The sequence below is a fragment of the Rhodococcus sp. FH8 genome, from assembly GCF_019266085.1.
Lineage (GTDB): Bacteria > Actinomycetota > Actinomycetes > Mycobacteriales > Mycobacteriaceae > Rhodococcus_F > Rhodococcus_F qingshengii.
This window is the reverse complement of record NZ_LPNQ01000077.1, coordinates 1-23,729: the sequence shown is the minus strand read 5'-3', so window position 1 is coordinate 23,729 and position 23,729 is coordinate 1. Positions and strand designations below refer to the sequence as shown.

General features: G+C 63.0%; 17 protein-coding genes. 6 read left to right on the top strand and 11 right to left on the bottom strand.

Annotated features, from left to right (window positions below; translation table 11 throughout):
- Window positions 1-66: 66 nt before the first annotated feature.
- The gene (locus ATN38_RS21815) at window positions 67-1,686 is read right to left on the bottom strand and encodes an ABC transporter substrate-binding protein (RefSeq protein WP_063315312.1); all 1,620 of its coding nucleotides are present in this window, start codon (window positions 1,684-1,686) and stop codon (window positions 67-69) included.
- A gap of 182 nt (window positions 1,687-1,868) precedes the next feature.
- Window positions 1,869-3,464 (bottom strand): Na+/H+ antiporter, encoded by a 1,596-nt coding sequence (locus ATN38_RS21810; protein ID WP_030536674.1) that lies wholly within the window; start codon window positions 3,462-3,464, stop codon window positions 1,869-1,871.
- A 26-nt stretch (window positions 3,465-3,490) separates the two neighbouring features.
- On the opposite strand from ATN38_RS21810, the gene ATN38_RS21805 reads away from it, so the two are divergent.
- Together ATN38_RS21805 and ATN38_RS21800 are read left to right on the top strand one after the other, a co-directional pair.
- Window positions 3,491-3,811, top strand: a complete 321-nt coding sequence (locus ATN38_RS21805) for a UBP-type zinc finger domain-containing protein (protein WP_003943615.1) — start codon at window positions 3,491-3,493, stop codon at window positions 3,809-3,811.
- 292 nt (window positions 3,812-4,103) lie between these two features.
- Window positions 4,104-6,416 carry a pyruvate dehydrogenase gene (locus ATN38_RS21800; RefSeq protein WP_030536675.1) on the top strand — a complete coding sequence of 771 codons (2,313 nt, stop codon included), beginning with the start codon at window positions 4,104-4,106 and terminating at the stop codon, window positions 6,414-6,416.
- Between the two features lie 73 nt (window positions 6,417-6,489).
- On the opposite strand, the gene ATN38_RS21795 is transcribed toward ATN38_RS21800, so the two are convergent.
- Both ATN38_RS21795 and ATN38_RS21790 read right to left on the bottom strand, forming a co-directional pair.
- Window positions 6,490-8,109, bottom strand: coding sequence for an ABC transporter substrate-binding protein (locus ATN38_RS21795; RefSeq protein WP_042453342.1), 1,620 nt, complete (start codon window positions 8,107-8,109; stop codon window positions 6,490-6,492).
- Window positions 8,110-8,283: 174 nt separating this feature from the next.
- The gene (locus ATN38_RS21790; RefSeq protein ID WP_003943546.1) at window positions 8,284-8,574 is read right to left on the bottom strand and encodes a putative quinol monooxygenase; all 291 of its coding nucleotides are present in this window, start codon (window positions 8,572-8,574) and stop codon (window positions 8,284-8,286) included.
- A 71-nt stretch (window positions 8,575-8,645) separates the two neighbouring features.
- On the opposite strand from ATN38_RS21790, the gene ATN38_RS21785 reads away from it, so the two are divergent.
- The gene (locus tag ATN38_RS21785) at window positions 8,646-9,548 is read left to right on the top strand and encodes an SDR family NAD(P)-dependent oxidoreductase (protein ID WP_003943614.1); all 903 of its coding nucleotides are present in this window, start codon (window positions 8,646-8,648) and stop codon (window positions 9,546-9,548) included.
- A 1-nt stretch (window position 9,549) separates the two neighbouring features.
- Here the strand turns inward: ATN38_RS21785 and ATN38_RS21780 are convergent, their stop codons facing one another.
- Window positions 9,550-10,275, bottom strand: coding sequence for a hypothetical protein (locus tag ATN38_RS21780; RefSeq protein WP_209921730.1), 726 nt, complete (start codon window positions 10,273-10,275; stop codon window positions 9,550-9,552).
- A 149-nt stretch (window positions 10,276-10,424) separates the two neighbouring features.
- Window positions 10,425-11,297 carry a hypothetical protein gene (locus tag ATN38_RS21775; protein WP_064442914.1) on the bottom strand — a complete coding sequence of 291 codons (873 nt, stop codon included), beginning with the start codon at window positions 11,295-11,297 and terminating at the stop codon, window positions 10,425-10,427.
- Between the two features lie 213 nt (window positions 11,298-11,510).
- Between ATN38_RS21775 and ATN38_RS21770 the strand changes: the two genes are divergently transcribed.
- Window positions 11,511-12,062, top strand: a complete 552-nt coding sequence (locus ATN38_RS21770; protein ID WP_218748641.1) for a DUF732 domain-containing protein — start codon at window positions 11,511-11,513, stop codon at window positions 12,060-12,062.
- Here the strand turns inward: ATN38_RS21770 and ATN38_RS21765 are convergent, their stop codons facing one another.
- From ATN38_RS21765 to gltB, 3 genes are all read right to left on the bottom strand, one after another.
- Window positions 12,063-12,959: a cutinase family protein gene (locus ATN38_RS21765; RefSeq protein ID WP_007735797.1), complete on the bottom strand. Its 897-nt coding sequence runs from the start codon at window positions 12,957-12,959 to the stop codon at window positions 12,063-12,065. It abuts the gene before it with no gap.
- 184 nt (window positions 12,960-13,143) lie between these two features.
- Complete coding sequence (locus ATN38_RS21760; protein ID WP_003943594.1) at window positions 13,144-14,595, bottom strand: glutamate synthase subunit beta; 1,452 nt, start codon at window positions 14,593-14,595, stop codon at window positions 13,144-13,146.
- Window positions 14,588-19,186 (bottom strand): glutamate synthase large subunit, encoded by a 4,599-nt coding sequence (gene gltB, locus ATN38_RS21755; protein WP_031332633.1) that lies wholly within the window; start codon window positions 19,184-19,186, stop codon window positions 14,588-14,590. Before gltB ends, ATN38_RS21760 begins: the two co-directional genes overlap by 8 nt.
- A gap of 556 nt (window positions 19,187-19,742) precedes the next feature.
- On the opposite strand from gltB, the gene ATN38_RS21750 reads away from it, so the two are divergent.
- Both ATN38_RS21750 and ATN38_RS21745 read left to right on the top strand, forming a co-directional pair.
- On the top strand, window positions 19,743-21,182 hold the full coding sequence (locus ATN38_RS21750) for an NAD(P)/FAD-dependent oxidoreductase (protein ID WP_218748636.1): 1,440 nt from the start codon (window positions 19,743-19,745) through the stop codon (window positions 21,180-21,182).
- 83 nt (window positions 21,183-21,265) lie between these two features.
- The gene (locus tag ATN38_RS21745) at window positions 21,266-22,165 is read left to right on the top strand and encodes a GIY-YIG nuclease family protein (protein ID WP_003943609.1); all 900 of its coding nucleotides are present in this window, start codon (window positions 21,266-21,268) and stop codon (window positions 22,163-22,165) included.
- Between the two features lie 55 nt (window positions 22,166-22,220).
- On the opposite strand, the gene ATN38_RS33225 is transcribed toward ATN38_RS21745, so the two are convergent.
- Window positions 22,221-23,435, bottom strand: coding sequence for a protein NO VEIN domain-containing protein (locus tag ATN38_RS33225; protein WP_037130959.1), 1,215 nt, complete (start codon window positions 23,433-23,435; stop codon window positions 22,221-22,223).
- Window positions 23,436-23,538: 103 nt separating this feature from the next.
- Window positions 23,539-23,729: hypothetical protein (locus ATN38_RS21735; protein WP_218748634.1), on the bottom strand; the 191-nt coding region annotated here is incomplete at its 5' end.

Here is a 23,729-nt window from a genome sequence, read left to right as displayed (position 1 = left end):
TTCGTTCGCAGCCGGCCCCGATCCGCTGCAATACGGGCGCGGGGCCGGCTGTGAACTTCAGGCTCTCTAGGACTTCCAAGCTCCGTCGAAGAGCACGATTCCGTCGAGGCTCTGCTCGAGTCCGTGAACGTTCTGGTTCCACACGTCGAGTGCGGCGACGTTGCCCCACACCTGCCACGGGACGGTCTCGTTGGCGCGTTCCTGGATCTGGGCCAGGACTGCCTTCTTGTCCTCGTCGGTGGTTGCAACGCCCAACTTGTCCAGGAGAGCATCCATTTCGGCGTCGGAGTAGCCGGTCGCGTTGTTACGGCCACCGGACTTGATGCCCGTGTACAGACGCTCGTAGGGATCGGCCTCGGCGAGGCTCAGTGCTGCGGTGCTCATGTCGTAGTCGTGATCGGCGTACATCCGCTTGACCAGATCACCTGCACCGGTGACGTATTCGATCTGAGCGTCGAAGCCGACTGCGTTGAGCATCGCCTGGATGGCCAGAGCCGTCGCCTGTGCGGACGGTTCCTGGATGGAGAGGAAGGTGATCTTTCCGTCGTAGCCGTCGGCCTTGGCCTGATCGAGCAGTTCCTTCGCCTTGGCGGGATCGACGCCGATCGGTGCGACGTCGTTGTGCCAGCGCGAGGTGTCCTGGAAGATCTCCTGGCCGGGCAGTCCCTTGCCGTTGTTGACGCGGGTGTTGAGCGTCTCCGGATCGACGGCCAGCGCCATCGCCTGGCGGACACGGACATCCGAGCCCGGGCGGCCCGGGGCCATGTTCACGTTGGCGATGTAACCGAGCGACGGGATGTCGACGAAGCCGGGGTAACCCGACTCGATCAGATCCAGGATCGGGGTGAGCGTACGCATGTACGCGGCGTCGATGCCGCCCGTCTTGAGTGCTTCGGCGGTGGGCTGAGCGCCGACGATGCTGATCAGCTTGAGCTTGTCGATGTTCGGTGCGCCGTCGTAGTAGTCGGGGCGAGCAGCCAACAGCAGTTCCTCGTTGGGAGCGAACTTCTCGAGGGTGAAGGCGCCGGCGCCGATCGGGGTGAACTGGTCACCCTGCTGGGCGCTCGGGGCGACGATCATGCCGGGTCCGGTGGCGAGCATCGACTGGATGCCTGTCCACGGATCAACGAGGTTGAAGACTACGGTCGTCGCGTCGGGGGTGTCGATCGAGGCAACCTTGGAAGCCCACAGGCTCGACTGAGGTCCCTTGTTGGTGACGTAGCGGTTGATGCTGTCGGCGACGGCCTTCGAGTCGAGAGCTGTGCCATCGCTGAACTTCACACCGTCGCGGAGCTTCAGCGTCCAGGTCTTGCTGTCCGAACTCGCTTCGAGCGACTGAGCGAGCTTGGGCTCGAACCTCTGCCCGATGGGGTCGTAACGCATGAGCACGTCGTAGATGGCGCTGAGCTCGCTGCCACCGGTGGCGCCGGCAACCTGAGCCTTCGCGGGATCGAGAGTCGTGACCGCCGAGTAGCCGCTGAACGTCAGCGTGCCACCCTTGGTGGGAGTGCCGGGATCGGCCTGCTCGTTGACCATGCCGATCTTCAGTGAGGAACCGGAATCAGCGGATTCGCCGCCGCCATTGCTCGAGCCGTTGTCGGCGCACGACGCCAGGAACATACTTGCGGTGATCGCCAGCGCAGCCGCAGCCAATCTGCGACTTCCGCGGCGGGAACTACGACTCATTCGAATGCCTCCAAGGCGGGGTAAGACCGTGACGTGATGTTGAACACGAAACAGTCTGTGATGGGAGGCACAGAAAATTGGATCGAGTCTCGCTCAGTGGAATCGGTTAAGTTGCAGGCCTCAACAGTCAGGTAAACCGACCCTGGCCAGCGGTTACCTTCGTGGACAGCAGACCAGCCGGTCTAGTCCCGGTCGAGCGTCGCTTCCTCGAGATCGAGCTCGCGAAGTACCTTCCGGAGGACCTCGTCGTCGATCCGGCCGGCATCGCGTTCGGCGATGAAGACGCCTCGCTCGGCATCGATCATCTCGAGGCGCAGCGAGCGGAAGGCGTTCGACGGGCTCTCCCCCAGATCCTCGTCGCTGCGTCCCAGTCGCTCCCACGCCGAGTTCGCGCGGTGGGTGTTCCAGCTTCGCAAGATGTCCGCGGCACGATTGCGGACCTGAGGGACGTCGTCGGCGTCGGCTCCGACCAATTCGTCCAGCCGCGCCGCAGCGGCCCGTGCAGCCTTGTCCTGGGCTGCCGCCTCGGCGCGTGCGTCGGACTGCTCTTCGTCCCCCTGCACGCCGAGGACACGGATCACCCACGGCAACGTCAGGCCGTGCAGCAACAGCGTGCCGACCACGACGACAAACGTCAGGAAGAGGATCAGCGACCGCCCCGGGAAGTCCTCACCACTGTTGACCGTCAGCGGAATGGCGAAGGCAGCTGCCAGCGACACGACCCCTCGCATACCGGCCCACGACACGACGAACACCGCCCGCGCCGAAATCTCCGGCTCCCTCGCTCGAATACGCGGCGACAGCCAGCGCGGTACGTACGTGAACGGGAACACCCAGGCGATTCGGACCACCACGACGGTCACGAGAACGGCAACCGACGCCCAGACGACGATCGAAGTGCTGTACCCCTGCAATCCGTTGACGACGCTGGGCAATTGGAGACCGATCAACAGGAAGACGAACGACTCCAGGATCAGGTCGACGGCCCTCCACACTGCCGTGTCCTGCAAACGCGTCGCATAACTCGCACGGGTGGAGCGCTGGCCGAGGAACAATCCGGCTACGACGACCGCGATGACGCCCGACGCGTGGACCTCTTCCGCAGCCAGGTAGGTGAAGAACGGCACCACCAATCCGATTCCGCTCTCCATCACCGGATCCTGGAGCTTGCCGCGAACCTTCGAGATGACGAACCCCACCGCGAGGCCGATCACCGTTCCACCGACCGCCGCGACGAGGAAGGTCTCGAAGCCGCCGATCAGCGTCGCACCCGTACCGACGGCAGCCGCGAGAGCGACCTTGTACGCCGTCAGAGCGGTGGCGTCGTTGAGCAGGCTCTCCCCGCCCAGCAGGGTCATGATCCGGCGCGGCAGGCCGAGCTTGCGTCCGATTGCGCTCGCGGACACCGCGTCCGGCGGCGCCACGATCGCGCCGAGAACCAGAGCAGCCGCTATCGAGAACTCCGGCACGATCAGGTAGGCGACAAAGCCCACCGCAGCCGTCGTCGCCAGGGGAAGCCCCACCGCGAGAAATCCGATCGGACGCAGATTCGAGCGCAAAGCCAGGTATGAACTGTCCAGTGCTGCCGAGTACAGAAGTGGAGGCAACACGACGAACAGGACGAGGTCTGGATCGAGTTCCAATTCCGGAACACCCGGTATCTGACAGGCGATCAAACCGACCAGGACGAGGATCAGCGGCGAAGACAGCCCGAACCTTCGCGCGACCGCCGCCACCAGCAACGCCGCTACTACAACCCCCAGTAATATGCCGTTCACCCTGGCAGCATGCAGTATGGAAGGCGATGAAGAAAATCCTGAAGCGAGCAGCAGCTCGCACACAGCAGCCCGCACCCGCTCCCACCGGTTGCGAGGAACTAACCAATGCGCCCGAAACGGACCCGGCGGCGCTTACGCCCGGCGTCTGCCAGGAGTGCGCCGAGTTGGGCGAGGATAACTGGTCTCACCTGCGCATGTGCCTGTCCTGCGGCCACGTCGGATGCTGCGATTCCAGCCCTCATCAGCACGCCACCAACCACTACCGCGAAACCGGGCACCCGGTCATGCGCTCACACGAGCCCGGCGAATCCTGGCGCTGGTGCTACGTCCACGACCTGATGGACTGACCGCGCGCGACTGGCGGTGCACTGCGCATAGTGCCCACCTGTCACGGCGCACAGCCCTCGGTGTTGCGCACATTGCTCAATCCACCGGGTAGCTATTGCTCAATCTGTATGCCGATGATGGACTTTGACGCAGAATCTGCACAACAGATCGACAGGTGCGGCTGGACTTTGCCGCACCGAACGGTTCGGCCTCAGGAAGTCCTGCCAAACATCACAACCACATCGTCGGCCCCACGATCTGGGGTACAGGCGGTGCGGTGATCGATGTCCACTACTGAAGGCAGGACCGGCCGTGAACAGCCCCAACATCGACCAGAACGCTCCCGAGTCACTGGCGGAGATCGAGAAGCGCGTTCTGTGGTTGTCGACCGCGATGATCCATCACGCCAACCGTGTCCGTCCGAATCCCAGCGGGCTCAAGGTCGGCGGCCATCAGGCCTCGTGCGCGTCGATGGTCTCGATCATGACGTCGCTGTGGTTCGGCCAACTTCGTTCCGGCGACCGGGTTTCCGTCAAGCCGCATGCGGCGCCGGTGCTCCACGGCATCAACTATCTGCTCGGTGAACTCGACGAGTCCTACCTGACGACTCTGCGCGAATTCGGGGGCCTGCAGAGCTACCCGAGTCGATCGAAAGATCCTGATCCGGTGGATTATTCGACCGGTTCGGTGGGCATCGGCGCGACGGCTCCCATCTGGGGCGCCATCGCTCGCCGATACGTCGACGCCTCCCTCGGCGGCGCCGGAACCGGGCGTCAGTACTCCCTGGTCGGTGACGCCGAACTCGACGAGGGCGCGGTGTGGGAAGCAGTTCTCGATCATTCGGTTGCCGAACTGGGTGAGATCGTGTGGATAGTCGACCTCAACCGCCAATCACTCGACCGGGTGGTGCCGAACATCGCGGCAACCCGCCTGGAGCGCATGTTCTCGGGTGCCGGCTGGCAGGTCATCACCGTGAAGTTCGGTGCGCTGCTGGAATCACTGTTCACCCGGCCGGGCGGCACCGCGTTGCGCGAACGAATCCTGGACATGCCGAATCCGGAGTACCAGCGCCTGCTGCGATGCACGGCCGACGAGGTACGTCTGAGACTGCCCGGCGACGCGGCGGACGCCGACGCGATCACGGCGCTGATCGACGACCTCGACGACGCCACGGTGCTCGAAGCCATCCGCAATCTCGGTGGCCACGACCTCGACGCTCTGCGAGAGGCGTACGCACAGATCGACGACACCCGTCCCACCGTGATCATCGCGTACACGATCAAGGGTCGGGGTCTGCCGACGCAGGGTCATCCGCAGAACCACTCGTCGCTGCTCACCGCCGAGCAGTTCGAGCACCTGGCGTCGGAACTCGGCATGGATCCGTCGAATCCCTGGGAACGGTTCGAGACCGACAGCCCGTCCGGCCGCATCTGCGCCGAAACCGCTGGGCGCCTGGCTCGCCCGAAGGTGGAGCATCTGGTGCCCCCGGCAGTTCCGAAAGACATCGGCCGTACGCCCTCCGGCACGTCCACCACTCAGGCAGCTCTGGGCCGGGTACTACTCGACCTGAGCCGCGAAGCGCCGGACGCCGCGAAACGTGTTGTCACACTGAGCCCGGACGTCAGTTCCACCACCAACCTCGCAGGCTGGCTGAACAAGGTCGGCGTGTGGTCCCCCGACGAGCGGCACAACTGGTTTGCCGACGACGCCGAAACGATCATGCACTGGCGTGAGAAGCCCACCGGTCAGCACATGGAACTCGGTATCGCCGAGACCAACCTGGTCGGGTTGATGGGCGAACTCGGTGCGACCTGGAGTCGTTGGGGCCAGCCACTCTTCCCTATCGGCGTGATGTACGACCCCTTCATCGAGCGGGCTCTCGAACCGTGGTCATACGGCATCTACGCCGGTGGACAGTCGATCATGGTCGGCACTCCGTCGGGCGTCACCTTGGCCGCCGAAGGTGGTGCGCACCAGTCGATCAAGACCCCGTCCATCGGACTGGAACAGCCGGGTTGCACCAGTTTCGAACCGGCATTCGCCGTCGACGTGGAGTGGACGCTCCTCGACAGCATCGGACGCCTGGGCCGACCAGACGGCAGCTCGTCGTACCTGCGCCTGTCGACCCGTCCGGTCGATCAGGCCCTGGCCGCGGTACCGACCGATCCGGCTGCGCGAGAACGCCGTCGACGTCAGGTGGTGGCCGGCGCGTACACACTGCGGCACAACCCTGATCCGGCCGTCACCCTGGTCGGCATGGGTGCCACTGTCACCGAAACACTGGTCGCAGCCGAAAGACTGGGCGAGCAGGGCATTTCCGCCGACGTCGTCTGCGTGACCAGCCCCGGCTTGCTCTTCGAAGCACTCCAGTCTCGGCGCGGTCTCGCGGACGGTCCGTCGTGGATCCTGGATCAGGTCTTTCCGAGTAGCCGGTCCGCGCCGATGGTGACCGTTCTCGACGGGCACCCGCACACCCTCGCGTTCCTGACGGGAATCAACAACGTTCCGGGTGCTGCGCTCGGAGTGAGCCGGTTCGGTCAGGTCGGTTCGCTCGAGGACGTCTACCGATACCACGGCCTCGACTCCGACAGCATCGTCCGCGCTGCCCTCGATCTCACTTCTTGATCTATCCCACTCTCTGATGCCGAGAAGCGTCCCCGCAGGGACGCTTCTCGGGTCCATTCAGTCATTCAGGTGTCTAGTTCTTCCAGGCCTTGTCGAAGAACATGATTCCGTCCAGGCTCTGCTGAATGCCGTGGACGTTCTGTCCCCACACACCGAGCCACGGGGTGTTGCCGTAAACCTGCCACGGCACAACCTCATTGGCGCGCTCCTGGATCTTGGCGAGCACCTCGATCTTCGAGTCGGTCGACGTCGCGACACCCAATTGATCGAGCAGCGTATCCATCTCGGGGTCGGAGAAGCTCGTGGCGTTGTTCCGTCCACCCGACTTGAGATTGGAGTACAGACGCTCGAAAGGATCGGCTTCCGCGAGGCTGGCGGAACCTGTTGCCATGTCGAAGTCGCGGTCGGCGTACAAACGCTTGACGACGTCGGCAACCGAGTTGACGTACTCGATCTGGAAATCGAATCCGACGGCGTTGGCCATCGACTGCAGTGCGAGAGCCATCGCCTGCGCCGAATTCTCCTGCAGCGTCAGGTATGTGATCTTGCCGTCGTAACCGTCAGCCTTGGCCTCGTCGAGAAGCTGCTTCGCCTTGGCGGTGTCGACGCCGATCGGAGCGACGTCGTTGTGCCAGCGAGAGGTGTCCTGGAAGATGACCTGCCCGGGCAGACCCTTGCCCTCGTTGAGTCGGTTGTCGAGTGCGACGGGATCGGTTGCGAGCGCCAATGCCTGACGGATGCGCACGTCGGCACCGGGACGACCGGGTGCCGTGTTCACCAGCGACAGGTACGACAGCGACGGAATGTCGACGAAGCCCGGGTAGCCGGAGTCGATCAGATCCAGCACGTTCGGTAGCGACCGCATGTACGCGACGTCCGTGCCGCCGCTCTTGAGCGATTCGGTGGTGGACTGCGAACCGACGATGCTGATCAACCGCAGCTTGTCCACGTTCGGGGCACCGTCGAAGTAGTCCTCCCGAGCGTCGAGGATCAATTCCTCGTTGGGAGCGAACTTCTCGAGGGTGAAGGCACCCGCGCCGATCGGGGTGAACTGATCACCTTGCTGGGCGCTCGGCGCGACGATCATGCCGGGGCCCGTCGAGAGCAGTGACTCGATACCGGTCCACGGGTCGACGAGATTGAAGACGACCGTCGACGGATCCGGAGTGTCTACCGACGCGACCTTCGACGCGTACAGACTCGACTGCGGTCCCTTGTTGGTGACGTAGCGATTGAGGCTCGCCGAGACGGCCGCCGAATCCACCGGCGTCCCGTCGCTGAACTTCACACCGTCACGCAGTTCGAGGGTCCACGTCTTGAAGTCGGAACTCGGCTCCATCGACTCTGCGAGCTTCGGAACGAATTCCTTGGACGCCGGGTCGTACCGCAGGAGCGTGTCGTAGATCGCGCCCAACTCCGAACCGGCGACCGAACCGGCGATCTGAGTCTTCGCCGGATCGAGATTGGTGACGGCGGAGTACCCGCTGAACGTGAGGGTGCCGCCCTTGACCGGATCGCCCTCGCCGGACTGCTCGTTGACCGGGCCGATGGACAATCCCGAACCGGAGTCCGGTGCGTCGCCGCTCCCACCCCCGTTCCCGCTGTCAGCGCACGACGAGACGAACAGGCCGGCGGAGACTGCCAGCGCGACGGCGGCAACCTTGCGGTGACCGCGCCGAGAACTGCGACTCATTCAAAACCTCCAGGTCAGAAACTGTGATGTGAAGCATTGTCGAGACAGTTTGTGACTTAAGGCACAGGTATTAGTCGCAGGTCCCGCTCAGTGGAATGGAGCGCGACGATTGGTCAGTTTTCGAGCGACATTCACAGGTCAGACCCTTAGCGAAGGTCAGGAATTCATTCTGATTCAGGCGCCTTTCAACGGATGAATCGCCGGAGCGCCGTCGAGAAGTGGTCCGGCGGCGGCCAGCGCGGCCTGCAGATGCGGGGACTGCATGTGAGCGTCCAACTCCTCCTGCCCGCGCCAAGTTTCGATCGTGACGAACGTGCCGGGCGCAGCCGCTGACTCGAACAACTCGTACGACACACAGCCGTCCTCGGACCGACTCGCCTCCGCGAGAGTTGTCAGAGCCGATCGGACGTCGTCCTCGGAACCGGACTTGGCCGGGATGGTTGCAACTACACGAAGCTCGCTCATCGGATACCTTTCGCAGAGGGGAAGTCAGCTAGAGACACACGCCACAAACGTACACACGAAAAGGGCAACCAATGGGGCTACTCAAGGACGTCACCGGCTGGCGACGCGGAACGAAGTTGCAGCGTCGACTGCGCGATCTCACCGGCACGCTGGTGGTGATCACCGGTGCGGGCAGCGGCATCGGGCGTGAAACGGCCCTCGCCTTCGCCGCCCAGGGAGCTATCGTCGTGGTCTCCGACATCAATCTTGAAAGCGCGCAGGACACTGCGGCACTTGTAAACATCCCTTCGCAAGCGGGCGGCGCCGAAGCAGTGTTCGGTGGCGGTGCCCACGCCTATCAGGTGGACGTGTCCGACGAACAGGCCGTGATTCGGTTCGCGGAGACCGTCGCGGCACATCACGGCGTACCGGACATCGTCGTCAACAACGCCGGAATCGGGTTCTCGGGAACGTTCGCCGACACCGAGCAGCGCCAGTTCGAGCGCGTCATGGACATCAACTTCTGGGGAGTTGTCTACGGCTGCCGGGCATTTACCCCGATGATGATCGACCGGGGAACAGGTGGGCACGTCGTCAACCTGTCCTCGGCCGCCGCGTACACACCCCAGAAGGCACTCACCGCGTATTCGACAAGCAAGGCAGCGGTATTCATGCTCTCGGATTGCCTACGGGCAGAGCTGCTTCCACACGGCATCGGCGTCAGCACCATCTGTCCCGGCCTCGTTCACACGAACATCCTCAAGACCACCGAGTTCGCCGGCACGACCGCCGAGGAGCAGCTCGAGAACCAGACCAAGGTCGACAACTTCTACCGCAAGCGGAACTTCACTCCTGATCGAGTGGCCAGTGCCATCGTGAAAGCGGTTCGCACGAACAAGGCCGTCGTACCCGTGACCGTCGAAGCCAAGCTCGGACGCACCATCAGCCGGTTGTCTCCCGGGTCGATGCGCGTCGGAGCTCGGTTCGAGATCTAGGTCAGCTTCCGAAACTCAGGCTGCCCGTGAAACCCTGCTGCACATCGGCTTCCGAGCGGGGAAGAACCTCGTAGGTGCTGGCGTACTGGCCACTGAAACCGGTGACGGTGATCGGGCGTCCGACGGCGACGGCATCGACGTCGATTCCCGTCTGTGTGTTGACGAAGATGACGGTGTTTCCCTCGGCGCCCGAGACCAGGATCTTGTGACCGTACGGCAGATCGTCGACGACGGGTCCGCTCACGATTCCGGACACCGTCACGAGACGACCTTCGCTACCCTCACCGATCGCATTGAGGGGCAGTCGCGCCGGGCTGATCTGGGAGGTCGTGCCGATTACCTCGACGGCAGTCGGGCGGACGACGAGCAGGCCTTCCTGATCCGCGAGGACTCCGGTGACCTGAACCTGATCGCCGAGAGCAATCCCGGAGTTGTTCGGATCGCTGATGTAGATGCCCGAATTTCCGCTCTGGAGACCAAAGCCCTTGTCGTAGAAGCTGGATTCGAAGACTCCCGACGGCGTAGTCGCGGTTCCCACGACGGTGACCGTCGTTCCGATGGCCTGCGCACGGGCTGCCGCGATGGAGTCCGCGGACACCTCACCGACGACTGCCGCCGGCTCCGCCGTCGCTGCAGTACCGACAAACATGGTGGCTGCGGCCGCAACTGCCAGTGCCGTCACACCCCGGCGCAGGACCGGACCGGCAAGAACGCTGTCTCGAAACATGTTTGAGGACTCCCCTGTGATTTCGTGGCCGCGCAGGTCCTCCTGATGGAGTCCGCCTTCGCCCACCCTGAGGCACAGGTTATTACAGGTCGGACGCCGCAGCGGTGGTGACATTCCGTCACCACCGCTGCTTCAAGGCATCCGAGTTTTCAGGAACCGGAGCTTCCGGACGAACCGCTCGAGCCACTGGAACCGCTGGATCCTGTTCCGCCACCGAGATCGTCGAGAGGATCGCTACCGGTGAGGCCGCCCGGGTACAGGTAGGCGTCGGAGATCGTGCTGAGCGAGGTTCCGGACGTGGCCGGTACCTTTGCTCGCCAGTTGACGATCGGGTTCAGCACTCCGAACGGTCCGCAACCACTGGCGGCGGGCAGCGCGAAGCCGGTTGCCTCGTTCCCGACCGGGCTCACCTTCAGCGCAGTCGACGGCAGCACCGTGTAGGTCGGTACCACCGACGGGTCAGGCGCGAGACGAAGATTCACCGGCGCCGCCGCGGAACCCAGGTAGCAGTTGTCACCGAGGAACGCGTTGTTGATCTTCATCCGCACCGGGATGCTCAGATCCATGTCGGTGATGATTCCGTTGAGGGTCGGCGCAGCCGTTGCCTCCACTTCGGCCGTTACTGCGGCCAGGCCGAAGAGATTGCCGAACGGAAGATCGATTCCCAGGACTCCACCCGGAACGGTCAACGGCTTGGAGTAGACACCGTGGTGTCCGTCGTCGCGCGGGAGAAGAACGGTGGACTCACCTTCACCGGAGCCGGCCTCGGCGGCGATGATCATGTCGCCTTTTCCGATCGGGAGGTTGAAGCCGTTGTTGTCGAAGGTTCCGCTCTGAACCACAACCGACACACAGGATTCTGCAGTAGCCGGACACACTGCGGCGCCCGGTACCGAATTGTCGACCGGGTCCTGAGCCGAGGCCATCGGCGCCGCGAACGCGAGGACCGCACCTGCGGTACCTGCAATGACGGCCACGCGCGTGCCGAGACGTCTGTTGCCGTTCTTGTGAGATTTCTGCACTGATTTCTCCCTGCCGTTTATGTGATGGGGGACGAAACTCGCAGTCATTGCTTGTGTTTCGACCGCCGCCGACAAGGTCTTTGCGGTGTGCTCCTACTCACAAGTAACAACTGAACAGATGTATATCACAGGACTTCGACTTAAAAACAGGGCAAAAGGGAGTTTCCTTAAAACGGACAAAATAAGCGGTACGGTATGTAACACTCACGGGTGATGAACACGAACAGACTGGTCCTCTGCGTCGCGGCAGCGGGCCTACTCCTCAGCGGCTGCAGCAGCCAATCCGACAGCGACGCATCGGAATCCACTTCTGCCGCCACCAGCACGTCGGTTGCGGCGACGTCGAGTTCGACTGCCCCCAGTACGCTTTCCGAGCTGCCGACCAGCCCGCTCGCCGCAACAACTCCGGAAGCCGCGCCGAGCGTCGTCGAATCGACGCCCCCGCCGGTATTGCTACCAGTAGCGCCAGCGGCCAATGCGCCGATCGACGCCCGGTCACCGGAAGAGATCGTCGCGAACGCCGGAGAGAAGGGGCAGCGGTACATCGCCGCGCTGCGTCTGGCCGGGATCCCGCCCGCCGGAATGGATTCCGCAGAGATCCTCTACGCCGACGGCACCTGCAAGGCGCTCGCTGACGGTATGCCTCGGTCCGAAGTGCTGGCGGAGTTCAACTCCGTCGGCGAGGTGTACTCACAGATCACGCCGATGTCCTCGCAGCGCATTGCCGAGATCTACGTCGACACGGCCGAGCAGACGTACTGCTGATCAGGCCTTGCCGGCCAACCAGCCGTGCAGCCAGGATGTAGCCGAATTGCCTGCGCCGTCAACGACGTAACGCGTGTAGTCGGTGTGGACCTGCGAGCCGTAGAAGTCGACCAACTGATCGATGCGCCGCGAGTTCGCGCCCGGATCGAGCTGGGCCATCAAAGCGGGGAGACCGCCTGCGGTGATCAGATCATTGACGATCACGGCGGCCTCGTCGCGCAGCGCGAGCGCACTGGCCGGAGTGGGATCGGACGCCTGAGCCATGAATCCGGCCAGACGCATCACGAAATCGTCCTTCGGCGTCGAGCAGTACAGGTCACCGACCGCGCAGAGCGTCACCGTTTTGCCTGACAGCCAACCGAATCCACCGATGCGAGGGCCGCTGGCACCGTTACCGCCGACAGCGGGGCCGATCAGGACGTCGGACTCGGAACGACGGGGATCTGACAGCAAGCCGACGCCCTCGACGCGAGTCGGGGGGACCACGCCGATGCCGGTTCCGATCTCGGCGGCGAGATCGCCTGCCGCGTCGGCACCCTGGCTGTATCCGACGATCGCGAAGCGAGTGTCTCCGCACGAGGCAGCCATGGCACCGATCATGCCGCGGGCATTGTCGACAGCCTGCTGCTTCGACTTGGCGTAGACGTTGGACTCCCACGGGAAGGCCGTCGCCGAGTAGGTGACGTAATCGGTGCGAACGGAGCCCGGAAGCCCGTTGGTCACCGGGGCGAGCATGCCGGCGCCGGGCCTGGTGCCCGAGGGCTCCCACGTTCCCGGGATGGCCACGACGTACAGGCTGGGGCAGGGATCAGCCGACGCCACGGGAGCACTGACAACCGGTACCACTACTGCCGCAGCAAGTGCCGACAACACCGCAACGAGACGCCTCGCACGCATGAAACTCCCCTGTTTTACCTTCAGCAACCCATACACCACTATCGGTGCTCCGGAATCATACTGTCTGGGCGTTGTGTCTGTCCGATGCACGATTGATGAAGGTTTGTTACAGATCGTGCGAATTGCTTGCAGAAACAAAGCCGCACCCCACCGAATGCGGTGGGGTGCGGCTTTGTGAGAGCCTCTAGCGCTGCGGAGCCGCTGTCGGGTGGATCGGTGACGGAAGGGCCGTGACACCCTCGAGGTAGGTGTCCACAGCGGCTGCTGCGGAACGTCCCTCGGCGATGGCCCAGACGATCAGGGACTGGCCGCGGCCCATGTCGCCGGCCACGAACACGCCGTCGACGTTGGTGTTCCACTTCGACGTGCGGGCGACGTTGCCACGCTCGTTCAAGTCGACACCGAGATCGGTGAGCAGACCCGGCTTCTCGGGACCGACGAAGCCCATGGCCAGGAGCACGAGATCGGCTTCGAGCTCGAAGTCCGAGCCCTCGACCTTCTCGAAGCGACCCGACTTCATCTCGACCTCGTGAGCCTTGAGTCCGGTGACCTTGCCGTTTTCACCGACGAAGTTCTCGGTGTTGACGGAGAACAGACGCTCGCCGCCCTCCTCGTGAGCCGAAGCCACGCGGAACATGAGCGGGTACGTCGGCCACGGAGTCTGCTCGGCGCGAGTCTCCGGCGGACGCGGCATGATCTCGAACTGGTGGACGCTGGCCGCACCCTGACGGTGCGAGGTGCCGAGGCAGTCCGCTCCGGTGTCGCCGCCGCCGATGATGACAACCTTCTTGCCCTCAGCGGTGATGGTGGGAGCGTCGAGGTCACCCAACTGCACGCGGTTGGCGATCGGCAGGAACTCCATCGCCTGGTGGATGCCGTCCAGTTCGCGGCCCGGGATCGGAAGATCGCGAGCTGCGGTGGCGCCGCCGGCCAGAACCACTGCGTCGAACTGCTCACGCAGCTCGTCCGCGGTGATGTCCACGCCGACATTGACGTTGGTCTTGAAGACGGTGCCTTCGGCTTCCATCTGCTCGAGACGGCGGTCGATGTGCCGCTTCTCCATCTTGAACTCGGGGATGCCGTAGCGCAGCAGGCCGCCGATGCGGTCTGCCCGCTCGAAGACCGTCACTGCGTGACCGGCGCGGGTCAGCTGCTGCGCTGCAGCCAGACCGGCCGGACCACTGCCGACAACTGCGACCTTCTTGTTGGTGGCGTGCGCGGCGCGAACCGGCTTGACCCACCCTTCGTCGAAGGCCTTGTCGATGATCTCGACCTCGACCTGCTTGATGGTGACCGGATCCTGGTTGATGCCCAGGACACAGGACGCCTCACAGGGTGCGGGGCACAGACGACCGGTGAACTCCGGGAAGTTATTGGTCGCGTGCAGACGCTCGATGGCGTCGTGCCAGTGGTCCTTGTAGACCAGGTCGTTCCACTCGGGAATCAAGTTTCCGAGAGGGCAACCGTTGTGGCAGAAAGGAATTCCGCAGTCCATGCAACGGCTGGCTTGGGTCTTGAGGGTTTCCTTCGGGAACTCCTCGTAGACCTCTTTCCAGTCGAGCAGGCGCAACGGCACCGGCCGGCGAACCGGAAGTTCGCGCGACGTGTGCTTCAGGAAGCCGCTTGGATCACCCACGAGCTGCCTCCATAACTGCCTCGTCCACGTTCTTGCCATCCTTCTCTGCGGCCGCGATGGCCAAAAGAACCTTCTTGTAGTCGCGGGGCATCACCTTTGCGAAGTGACCCACCTGCTGCGACCAGTCAGCGAGGATGCGCGTGGCAACCTCGGAGCCGGTTTCGTCGCGATGACGTTCGATGGCGCCCTTCAACCAGGTGAAGTCGTCGCCCGAAAGATCCTCGAGGTCCACCAGTTCGGTGTTGAGGTTCTTCTCGAATGCCTTGTCGGGGTTGTAGATGTACGCGACGCCACCGGACATGCCGGCGCCGAAGTTACGTCCGGTGGCTCCGAGGATGACCACCTTTCCACCCGTCATGTACTCGCAACCATGATCGCCCACACCCTCGACGACGGCAGTGGCGCCGGAGTTACGGACTGCGAAGCGTTCGCCGACGACACCGCGAAGCAGAGCCTCGCCGCTGGTGGCGCCGAACAGGATGACGTTGCCACCGATGATGTTGTCTTCGGCGACAAAGCCTTCCGCTGCATCGAGCGGCGGGCGTACGACGATGCGTCCACCCGAGAGGCCCTTGCCGACGAAGTCGTTGGCGTCGCCGTGCAGGCGCAAGGTCATACCGCTGGGCACGAAAGCACCGAAGCTGTTACCGGCGGAACCGGTGAACGTGATGTCGATGGTGCCGTCGGGCAAGCCCTCTCCACCGAACGCCTTGGTGACCTCGTGGCCGAGCATGGTGCCGACCGTGCGGTTGACGTTGGTGATCGCGGACTCGAAAGAGACCGCCTCACCCTTGTCGAGTGCGTTGCGGGCCGAAACGATCAACTGCTGATCGAGCGCCTTGTCGAGACCGTGATCCTGCGTGCCGGTGCAGTGGACGTCCTGGTCCATGAACGCGGACTCGACCTGGGTCAGGATCGGCGACAGATCGAGATTGCCTGCCTTGCTTCCCTTCCAGTGATCGAGAGCGCGCGTGGTGTCCAGCATGTCGACCTGGCCGACGGCTTCGAGCAGCGTGCGGAAGCCGAGTTCCGCGAGAAGCTCGCGAACCTCTTCGGCGATGAACATGAAGAAGTTCTCGACGAATTCCGGCTTGCCGCTGAAACGCTGACGCAGCAACGGGTTCTGCGTCGCGACACCGACGGGGCAGGTGTCGAGGTGGCAGACGCGCATCATGATGCAGCCCGAGACCACCAGCGGTGCGGTGGCGAAACCGAACTCCTCGCCGCCGAGCAGGGCAGCGACGACGACGTCGCGACCCGTCTTGAGCTGGCCGTCGACCTGCACGACGATGCGGTCACGGAGACCGTTGAGCAGCAACGTCTGCTGGGTCTCGGCGAGGCCGAGTTCCCAGGGTGCGCCCGCATGCTTGACGGAGGTCAGCGGGGTGGCACCGGTGCCACCGTCGTGACCGGAGATCAGAACGACGTCGGCATGTGCCTTGGAGACACCGGCCGCGACCGTTCCGACGCCGACCTCGGAGACCAGCTTCACGTGGATGCGGGCCTGCGGGTTGGCGTTCTTCAGGTCGTGGATCAGCTGAGCGAGATCCTCGATCGAGTAGATGTCGTGGTGCGGCGGCGGCGAAATCAGCCCGACGCCAGGCGTGGAGTGCCGAACCTCGGCCACCCACGGGTACACCTTGTGCGCCGGAAGCTGGCCGCCCTCACCGGGCTTGGCTCCTTGCGCCATCTTGATCTGGATGTCGGTGCAGTTGCTCAGGTAGTGCGAGGTGACACCGAAGCGGCCCGACGCGACCTGCTTGATGGCACTGCGACGCAGATCGCCGTTCTCGTCCGGCGTGAAGCGCGACGGATGTTCGCCGCCCTCACCGGAATTGGAGCGGGCGCCCAGACGGTTCATCGCGATGGCGAGAGTCTCGTGAGCCTCGGCGGAGATGGAGCCGTAGCTCATCGCACCCGTCGAGAAACGCTTGACGATCTCGCTGGCGGGCTCGACCTCGTCGATCGAGATCGACGGCCGCTTGCCGATGTTGAAGTCGAACAGACCACGCAGAGCGGCAAGGCGCTCCGACTGGTCGTTGACCATGGTCGTGTACTCCTTGAACACCTCGTACTGACCTGTGCGAGTTGCGTGCTGGAGCTTGAAGACCGTGTCCGGGTTGAACAGGTGGTACTCGCCTTCACGACGCCACTGGTACTCGCCGCCGACCTCGAGCTCGCGGTGAGCGCGCTCTTCGGGGCGATCGAGGTATGCGACGGCGTGACGTGCTTGGACGTCGGCTGCGATCTGGTCGAGGCCGATGCCACCGAGCTGCGACTGCAGACCGGTGAAGTACTCGTCCGTCAGCTCCTGCGAGAGGCCGATGACCTGGAACAGCTGAGCACCGGTGTACGACGCGAGCGTCGAGATGCCCATCTTGGACATCACCTTCAGGACACCCTTGCCGGCTGCCTTGATGTAGTTCGCGATGCCTTTCTCGAGGGTCAGACCCTCGAGCTCGCCGTTCTGCAGGAACTCGTCGATGGTCTCGAAAGCCATGTACGGGTTGACCGCTGCGGCACCGAAGCCGATGAGGAGCGCCATGTGGTGCACCTCGCGGGCGTCGCCGGCCTCGACGATGAGGCCGACCTTGGTGCGCGACTTCTCACGAACCAGGTGGTGGTGCACAGCCGAGGTGAGGAGCAGCGACGGGATCGGTGCGTAGTCCTCGGTGGACTCACGGTCCGAGAGCACGACGATGCGTGCGCCACCCTCGATTGCCTGCGAGACCTGGTACTTGATGCCCTCGAGCGCACGACGGATGCCGTCGCCGCCTTCCTTGACGGGGTACAGGCCACGGATCACGACGCTGCGGAAGCCCGGGAATTCGCCGTCGTCGTTGACGTGAACGAGCTTCGACAGGTCGTCGTTGTGCAGGATCGGCTGCGGGAGCGCAATCTGCTTGCAGGAGTCCGCATTCGGGTGCAGCAGGTCACCCTCGGGGCCGATGGTCGCGCCGAGGCTGGTGACAACCTCTTCACGGATCGCGTCGAGAGGCGGGTTGGTGACCTGAGCGAAGAGCTGCGAGAAGTAGTCGAACAGCATCCGGGGACGTGACGAGAGCACGGCGATCGGAGTGTCGGTACCCATCGAGCCCAGTGCCTCGGCACCGGAGAGAGCCATCGGCTTGACCAGCAGGTTGACCTCTTCGTTGGTGAAACCGAAGAGCTGCTGACGCAGCACGACGCGCTCGTGCGACATGTACGTGTACGGACGGTCCGGCAGGTCGTCCATGTGGATCAGACCTTCGTCGATCCACTGCTGGTACGGGTGCTCGGCAGCGAGTTCGTTCTTCAGTTCCTCGTCGCTGATGACCCGGCCCTGCGCGGTGTCCACGAGGAACATGCGGCCGGGCTGGAGGCGGACCTTGCGGACCACAGTGGACGGATCGATCGGCAGAACGCCGACCTCCGACGCCATGACGACGAGGCCGTCTTCGGTGATCCACAGACGCGACGGACGCAGACCGTTGCGGTCCAGCACGGCGCCGATGACGGTGCCGTCGGTGAAGCACACCGACGCCGGTCCGTCCCAGGGCTCCATGAGGGCCGAGTGGTACTCGTAGAACGCCCGACGAGCGGGGTCCATGCTCTCGTGCTTCTCCCAGGCTTCCGGGATCATCATGAGAACTGCGTGCGGCAGGCTGCGGCCGGCGAGGTGCAGCATTTCGAGCACCTCGTCGAAACGAGCGGTGTCACTGGCGCCCTGGGTGCAGATCGGGAAGATCTTGTCCAGGTTCTCGCGGCCACCGAAGACGTCACTGTCGATCAGGGACTCGCGAGCGCGCATCCAGTTCTCGTTGCCGGTGACGGTGTTGATCTCACCGTTGTGAGCGACCCGGCGGAACGGGTGCGCCAGCGGCCACGACGGGAACGTGTTGGTGGAGAAACGCGAGTGGACCAGGCCCAGTGCGCTCTCGACACGATCGTCCTGCAGATCGAGGTAGAAACCCTTGAGCTGCGGGGTGGTGAGCATGCCCTTGTAGACGAACGTCTGGCCGGACAGGCTGGGGAAGTACACGGTCTCGCTACCCGGGCCACCCTTGCCGGCGCCTTCGGAGCCGAGTTCGTGCTCGGTGCGCTTACGCACCACGTATGCACGACGCTCGAGATCCATGCCGGTGTACTTGTCACCCTCGGAGCCGATGAAGATCTGACGGAACGTCGGCATCGCGTCGCGCGCCAGTGCGCCCAGCGAGGAGTCGTCGGTTCCGACCTCGCGCCAGCCGAGAACCTTCAGGCCCTCTTCGACGACGATCTTCTCGACTGCAGCAGCAGCCTCGTGTGCATCGGCGTCGCCCTGCGGGAGGAATGCGATACCGGTTGCGTACGCGCCTTCGGCGGGCAGCGCGAAGTCCACGACAGCTCGGAAGAACTTGTCGGGAACCTGCAGCAGAATGCCCGCACCGTCACCCGTGTTGGGTTCTGATCCGGCAGCGCCGCGATGCTCGAGGTTGACCAGAGCGGTGATCGCCTTTTCGACGATGTCCCTGCTGCGGCGACCATGCATGTCGACAACAAATGCGACTCCACAGGAGTCGTGCTCATTGGACGGGTGATAGAGGCCCTGGGGGCCTGGAAGTTGCTTCATACCCAGCCTTCGTATGCCATAAAGATGCACCGACGACCAGCAGCGCTGATGGCCATCAACTTGCAATGCAAGTCCTTCAAAGCACCGACACGACGATGTGTTCGGTACCACCGAAGTAGCCGCCCTGCGCAGACGCGATGGTGTGCGTTCTGGCACCCGGCGACGTGAGTCTTCGGTCGGTTGAAACTTTTGTGAGTCAACCGTGTAACGAAAACGATAATTCAGAACCCCGGCACGGGCGCAACTAAGGTAGCCCTATAATTGCTCTGAACTGCGGTGATGCAGGGAGCCAGAAGGCCCCTCGACAGATTTCGGAGCTGCGTCTGTGCAGAGAAGTTCCGATTCACAGGATACCGAATCCGCAGGAAACAGGCGCGATGGGCGATGAATGCAACAACTGGCCGCAGCGATAAGAATCAGCTGCGGCCAGTGCGCCTCGAACTGTAACAAAAGTTGATCGATCAACCAAGGTCTAGGCCTGAATTGTTTGCTCGCAGAATGCCATCGCTGTAATTTCCGTAGGCTCACCCTTGAGAAGACGGGTGGCGAAGCGCAAATGACAACAGCAGTAGTGGTGGGCAGTGGCCCCAACGGTCTCGCGGCGGCGATCGAACTCGCCCGCACCGGAATCGACGTCCATGTCATCGAGGGTGCGGACAAGATCGGCGGTGGCACCCGCAGTAGCGAATACATAGTCGACGGGCTCGTCCACGACGATTGCTCCGCCTTCCATCCCACCGCTTTGGCTTCTCCCTACTTCAAGGAACTCGACCGCGAATTCGGGCTCGCCAAGCATGGCCTGACGTGGCTGTGGCCCGAGATCGATCTGGTCCATCCACTCGACGACGGCACCGCCGGGGTTCTGTGGCGCGACATCAACCGGACCGCTGAAGGACTGGGTGCCGACGGTAAGCGCTGGCTCGACGTCTTCGGATACCTATCCGAGAACTTCGACGAGTTGGTGCAGGACGTCTTCCAGCCGATCGTCCACGTCCCGAAGCACCCGCTGATGCTCGCCCGTTTCGGGACAGGTGCTCTGCTTCCCGCGACGGGTTTCGCGCGGATGTTCAAGACCCCACAGGCGCGGGCACTGTTCGGCGGCGTCGCGGCGCACATGTTCGGGACGCTCACCCTTCCACTCTCCAGTGCTGTCGGCTCGATGCTCACAGCGGCCGCTCATGCTCACGGTTGGCCTGTGGCGCAGGGTGGTTCAGGATCAATTGCTGCGGCGCTCGCGTCGATCCTGCGCAGCCTCGGTGGCACCATCGAAACCGGGAACTGGGTGACCAACTACCCCCAGATCGCCGACTACGACATCGTGATGCTCGATATCGCACCAGACGCGGCCGGTCGTCTGCTCGACGGCCGGCAGCCCGACCGCATCGCACGGGCCTACCGCAAATTCCGCTACGGCACCGCCGCCTACAAGGTCGACTACGCTGTGCGCGGTGATTCCGACGGAAGCGTCGTGCCGTGGACGAATCCGCATGCCCGCAAGGCCGGCACCCTGCACCTGTCCGGGACGATTTCGCAAACTGCTGCTGTCGAACGCCAGACCGTACGGGGTCAGATGCCGGACAAGCCCTTCATTCTGTTGGGCCAGCAGTTCTTGGCCGACCCATCCCGATCTGTGGGAGACATCCATCCCGTGTGGGCGTATGCGCATGTGCCGCACGGCTATCCGGGGGACGCCACCGATGCGATCTCGAGTCAGATCGAACGCTTTGCGCCGGGGTTCCGGGACCGGATCGTGGGCGTCAACGTGCGCAATGTGCCGCAAATGCAGGCGTACAACCCCAACTACGTGGGTGGCGACATCTCCGCGGGTGCGAACACGGCGCGGCAGATCATCGCGCGCCCCCGGTTCGGGCTCGACCCCTATGCCACCGGCGCCCCGGGCGTGTACCTCTGCTCTTCCGCAACTCCCCCGGGCGGCGGGGTCCACGGGATGGGTGGGTTCAATGCGGCGCGGGCGGCGCTGAAGTCTCAGGGCTGAGGCGTCCCAAGCCCCGTTCGACTAAGGTTGACCAACCGATATGTGACACAACGAATTACAGACTTAGAGAAAGAACTCAACCAATGGCGCGGGCGCAGACAATCCAAATCCACCTTCCGACTGGTAACCCCGCCGGCATCCGGATTGCGAGCATCACCACCAGAACCGTCCGCGTCTTCGAAGTTCCTCGCCCACTGCTGAAAGACTTTCTGGGCCGCCGAGAAGCCTCCCAGGTCGGTGTCTACTACCTCTTCGGCGACGACACTGATGGGGCACCCAAGGCATACATCGGCCAGTCGGGCAACGTCGGCGCACGCCTTCAGCAGCACGCGGCATCCCCTAAGAAAGAGTTCTGGACCAAGGCGATGGTCGCTGTTTCGCTCACTAACGAGTGGACCTCCACTCACGTGGCCTACATCGAATGGTTGTCGATCGACAGGGCCTCCAAAGCCGATCGGTACGCGCTTCAGAACGGCAATCAGGCGTCGAACCCCCATACACCGGAGCCACTGGAAGCCGATTGCTTCGAATACCTTGAAACGATCGCGGTATTACTGGCAACTTTGGGCGAACCCATCCTCGAGCCGCTCCGCAGAACTTCCGCAACAGTCGATGCGACTGATCAAGGGAATGTCGCTGACCAACTCTTCTTCCACAAATCTGGATGCGAGGCGGCGGGTTACATGACGCCGGAAGGGATGCTCGTGTGCGCCGGTTCGAAAGGGCGACCCGAGATGAGCGAAAACGCGGACTCCTGGACTATCCGCACTCGCGAATCTCTGCAAGCGGACGGCGTTGTGACAATCGACGGCGCTGAACTGGTGTTCGTCAAGGATCATCTTTTCAAGACTCCTGGCGGAGCCGGCGCGATACTCATTGGTCGCCGTACACAGGGGCGAGAGGGATGGAAGAACGCTGCGGGACTTTCGATCAATCAGATCGAAGCCCTAGCTCTGTCCGAAGACGTTCCGGCTGGGACCTGAAGGCCAAGTCCGAAATGTCGTCCCCATGGGGACGACATTTCGGATATATCGCTGCTTAGTTGCTCGGACACCACTTCAACGTCACGGGAGTCAACTCGCCAGATTTCGGATCGAAGGGGATTATGCGAAATTTTCCTGAGCTCTGATCAACATCGCCGTCATCGTTGAATTCGATTCCTGACCAAATCCCCATTATCGACGAATCAGCATGCACTCGCGCATGCTCAACTTCACGCTGCGTCACCAAGACCGCAGCGCCAAGTGTCTGTGTGCCTTTCGCTTCCAAGAACAGGATTTTTCCGTCCTTTTCCGCCGTCGCATCGAATGGGTTACCAATCCGGGTATCCGTTATCTTCCACCCACGTGAGCGGTAGTGCTCCATCAGTCGATCTTGTGCAGCGTCCTCAATCTTCTTTCGGAGCACCGGATCCAATTCGCGTCCCTGTATCGCCCCGCGGCCGGGCCGACCTTCACATTCGACGTCAAGGCTGTCACAGTGCTGCGACCACAACTCTTCCAGCTCCAACGTCGCGGCCGCCGTAAGGATTATTCCGCCACCTCGAGGGCTCCAATGCTGTTTCGGCATAGCTGCTTCCAGGTCCGCGGTCGGCAGCATATCTTCGATCGCAAGGACAGTGGACCATTCGATTCGAACATAGTTCGCCGAGCGCGAGGACCCATCCCAATGGTCGTCTTCGTAAACTTCGCTGGTTACCGAGCCACAAGCAACTATGCCTCGGCCGTGTGCCCCCTGACGAAGCAGGAAGACCCGGTCCTCCGGATCGACCCCGCTCTTTCGCCCACCGGTGGACCAACTGTCCGGCACGCTCTCGCCCATCGCGGTCCGTTCTATGGCGTCGTAATAATCAGCGCCCCAATCCCATTGATCTGGATTCCACGTCACGATCAGTGCTCCACGACTATCAAAAACTTCCATAGAGGTCTGGTCCAGATTGAGCGTATTGATCACCGTCTCCGATTGCGGTGGAATCTCAGCGAGATTGCCGCGCGATCCGCCTTGGCGGGCCTTGTCGTAAAGTGCCGCTTGCTGTGCATTCTGTTCGTGGAGACCGCCAGAGCGGATCACATAGGCTATCCGCCAGTCATTTCCTGTTCGCCGACCAATAACCTTTTGCTTGCGTGGGTACTTGCTCTCGGTTCGGGCATGCTCCTCGATACGCATAAGATCTGATGACGTTGCCACCGGCGACGACCCTGGCACGCAATAGTGCTCGAACGTCTCCCACCATCCGTACAAGATTTCCTCCACGATATTCGGATCCACTGCAGATGATCGCGGAGACAGCGCCAAAAGTGCAAATATCTACGACCCCATGACCGGCAAAGCCACAAAGCCACAACGCCCTAATCACCTACTTCATTTCCGCAATGGACCACGAGACCCCGCCGGCATCGTGAAACAAATATTCGCGTCCATACAACTGATATGTAGAGAAATTTGTCAAGGGACAGGTGGAAACGGCCTCGGGAACGGCAGTTCCCGAGGCCGTTTCCGTTTCGGTCGACGGACATGAAGAACGGCGGGTGACATGTCGATATTCAC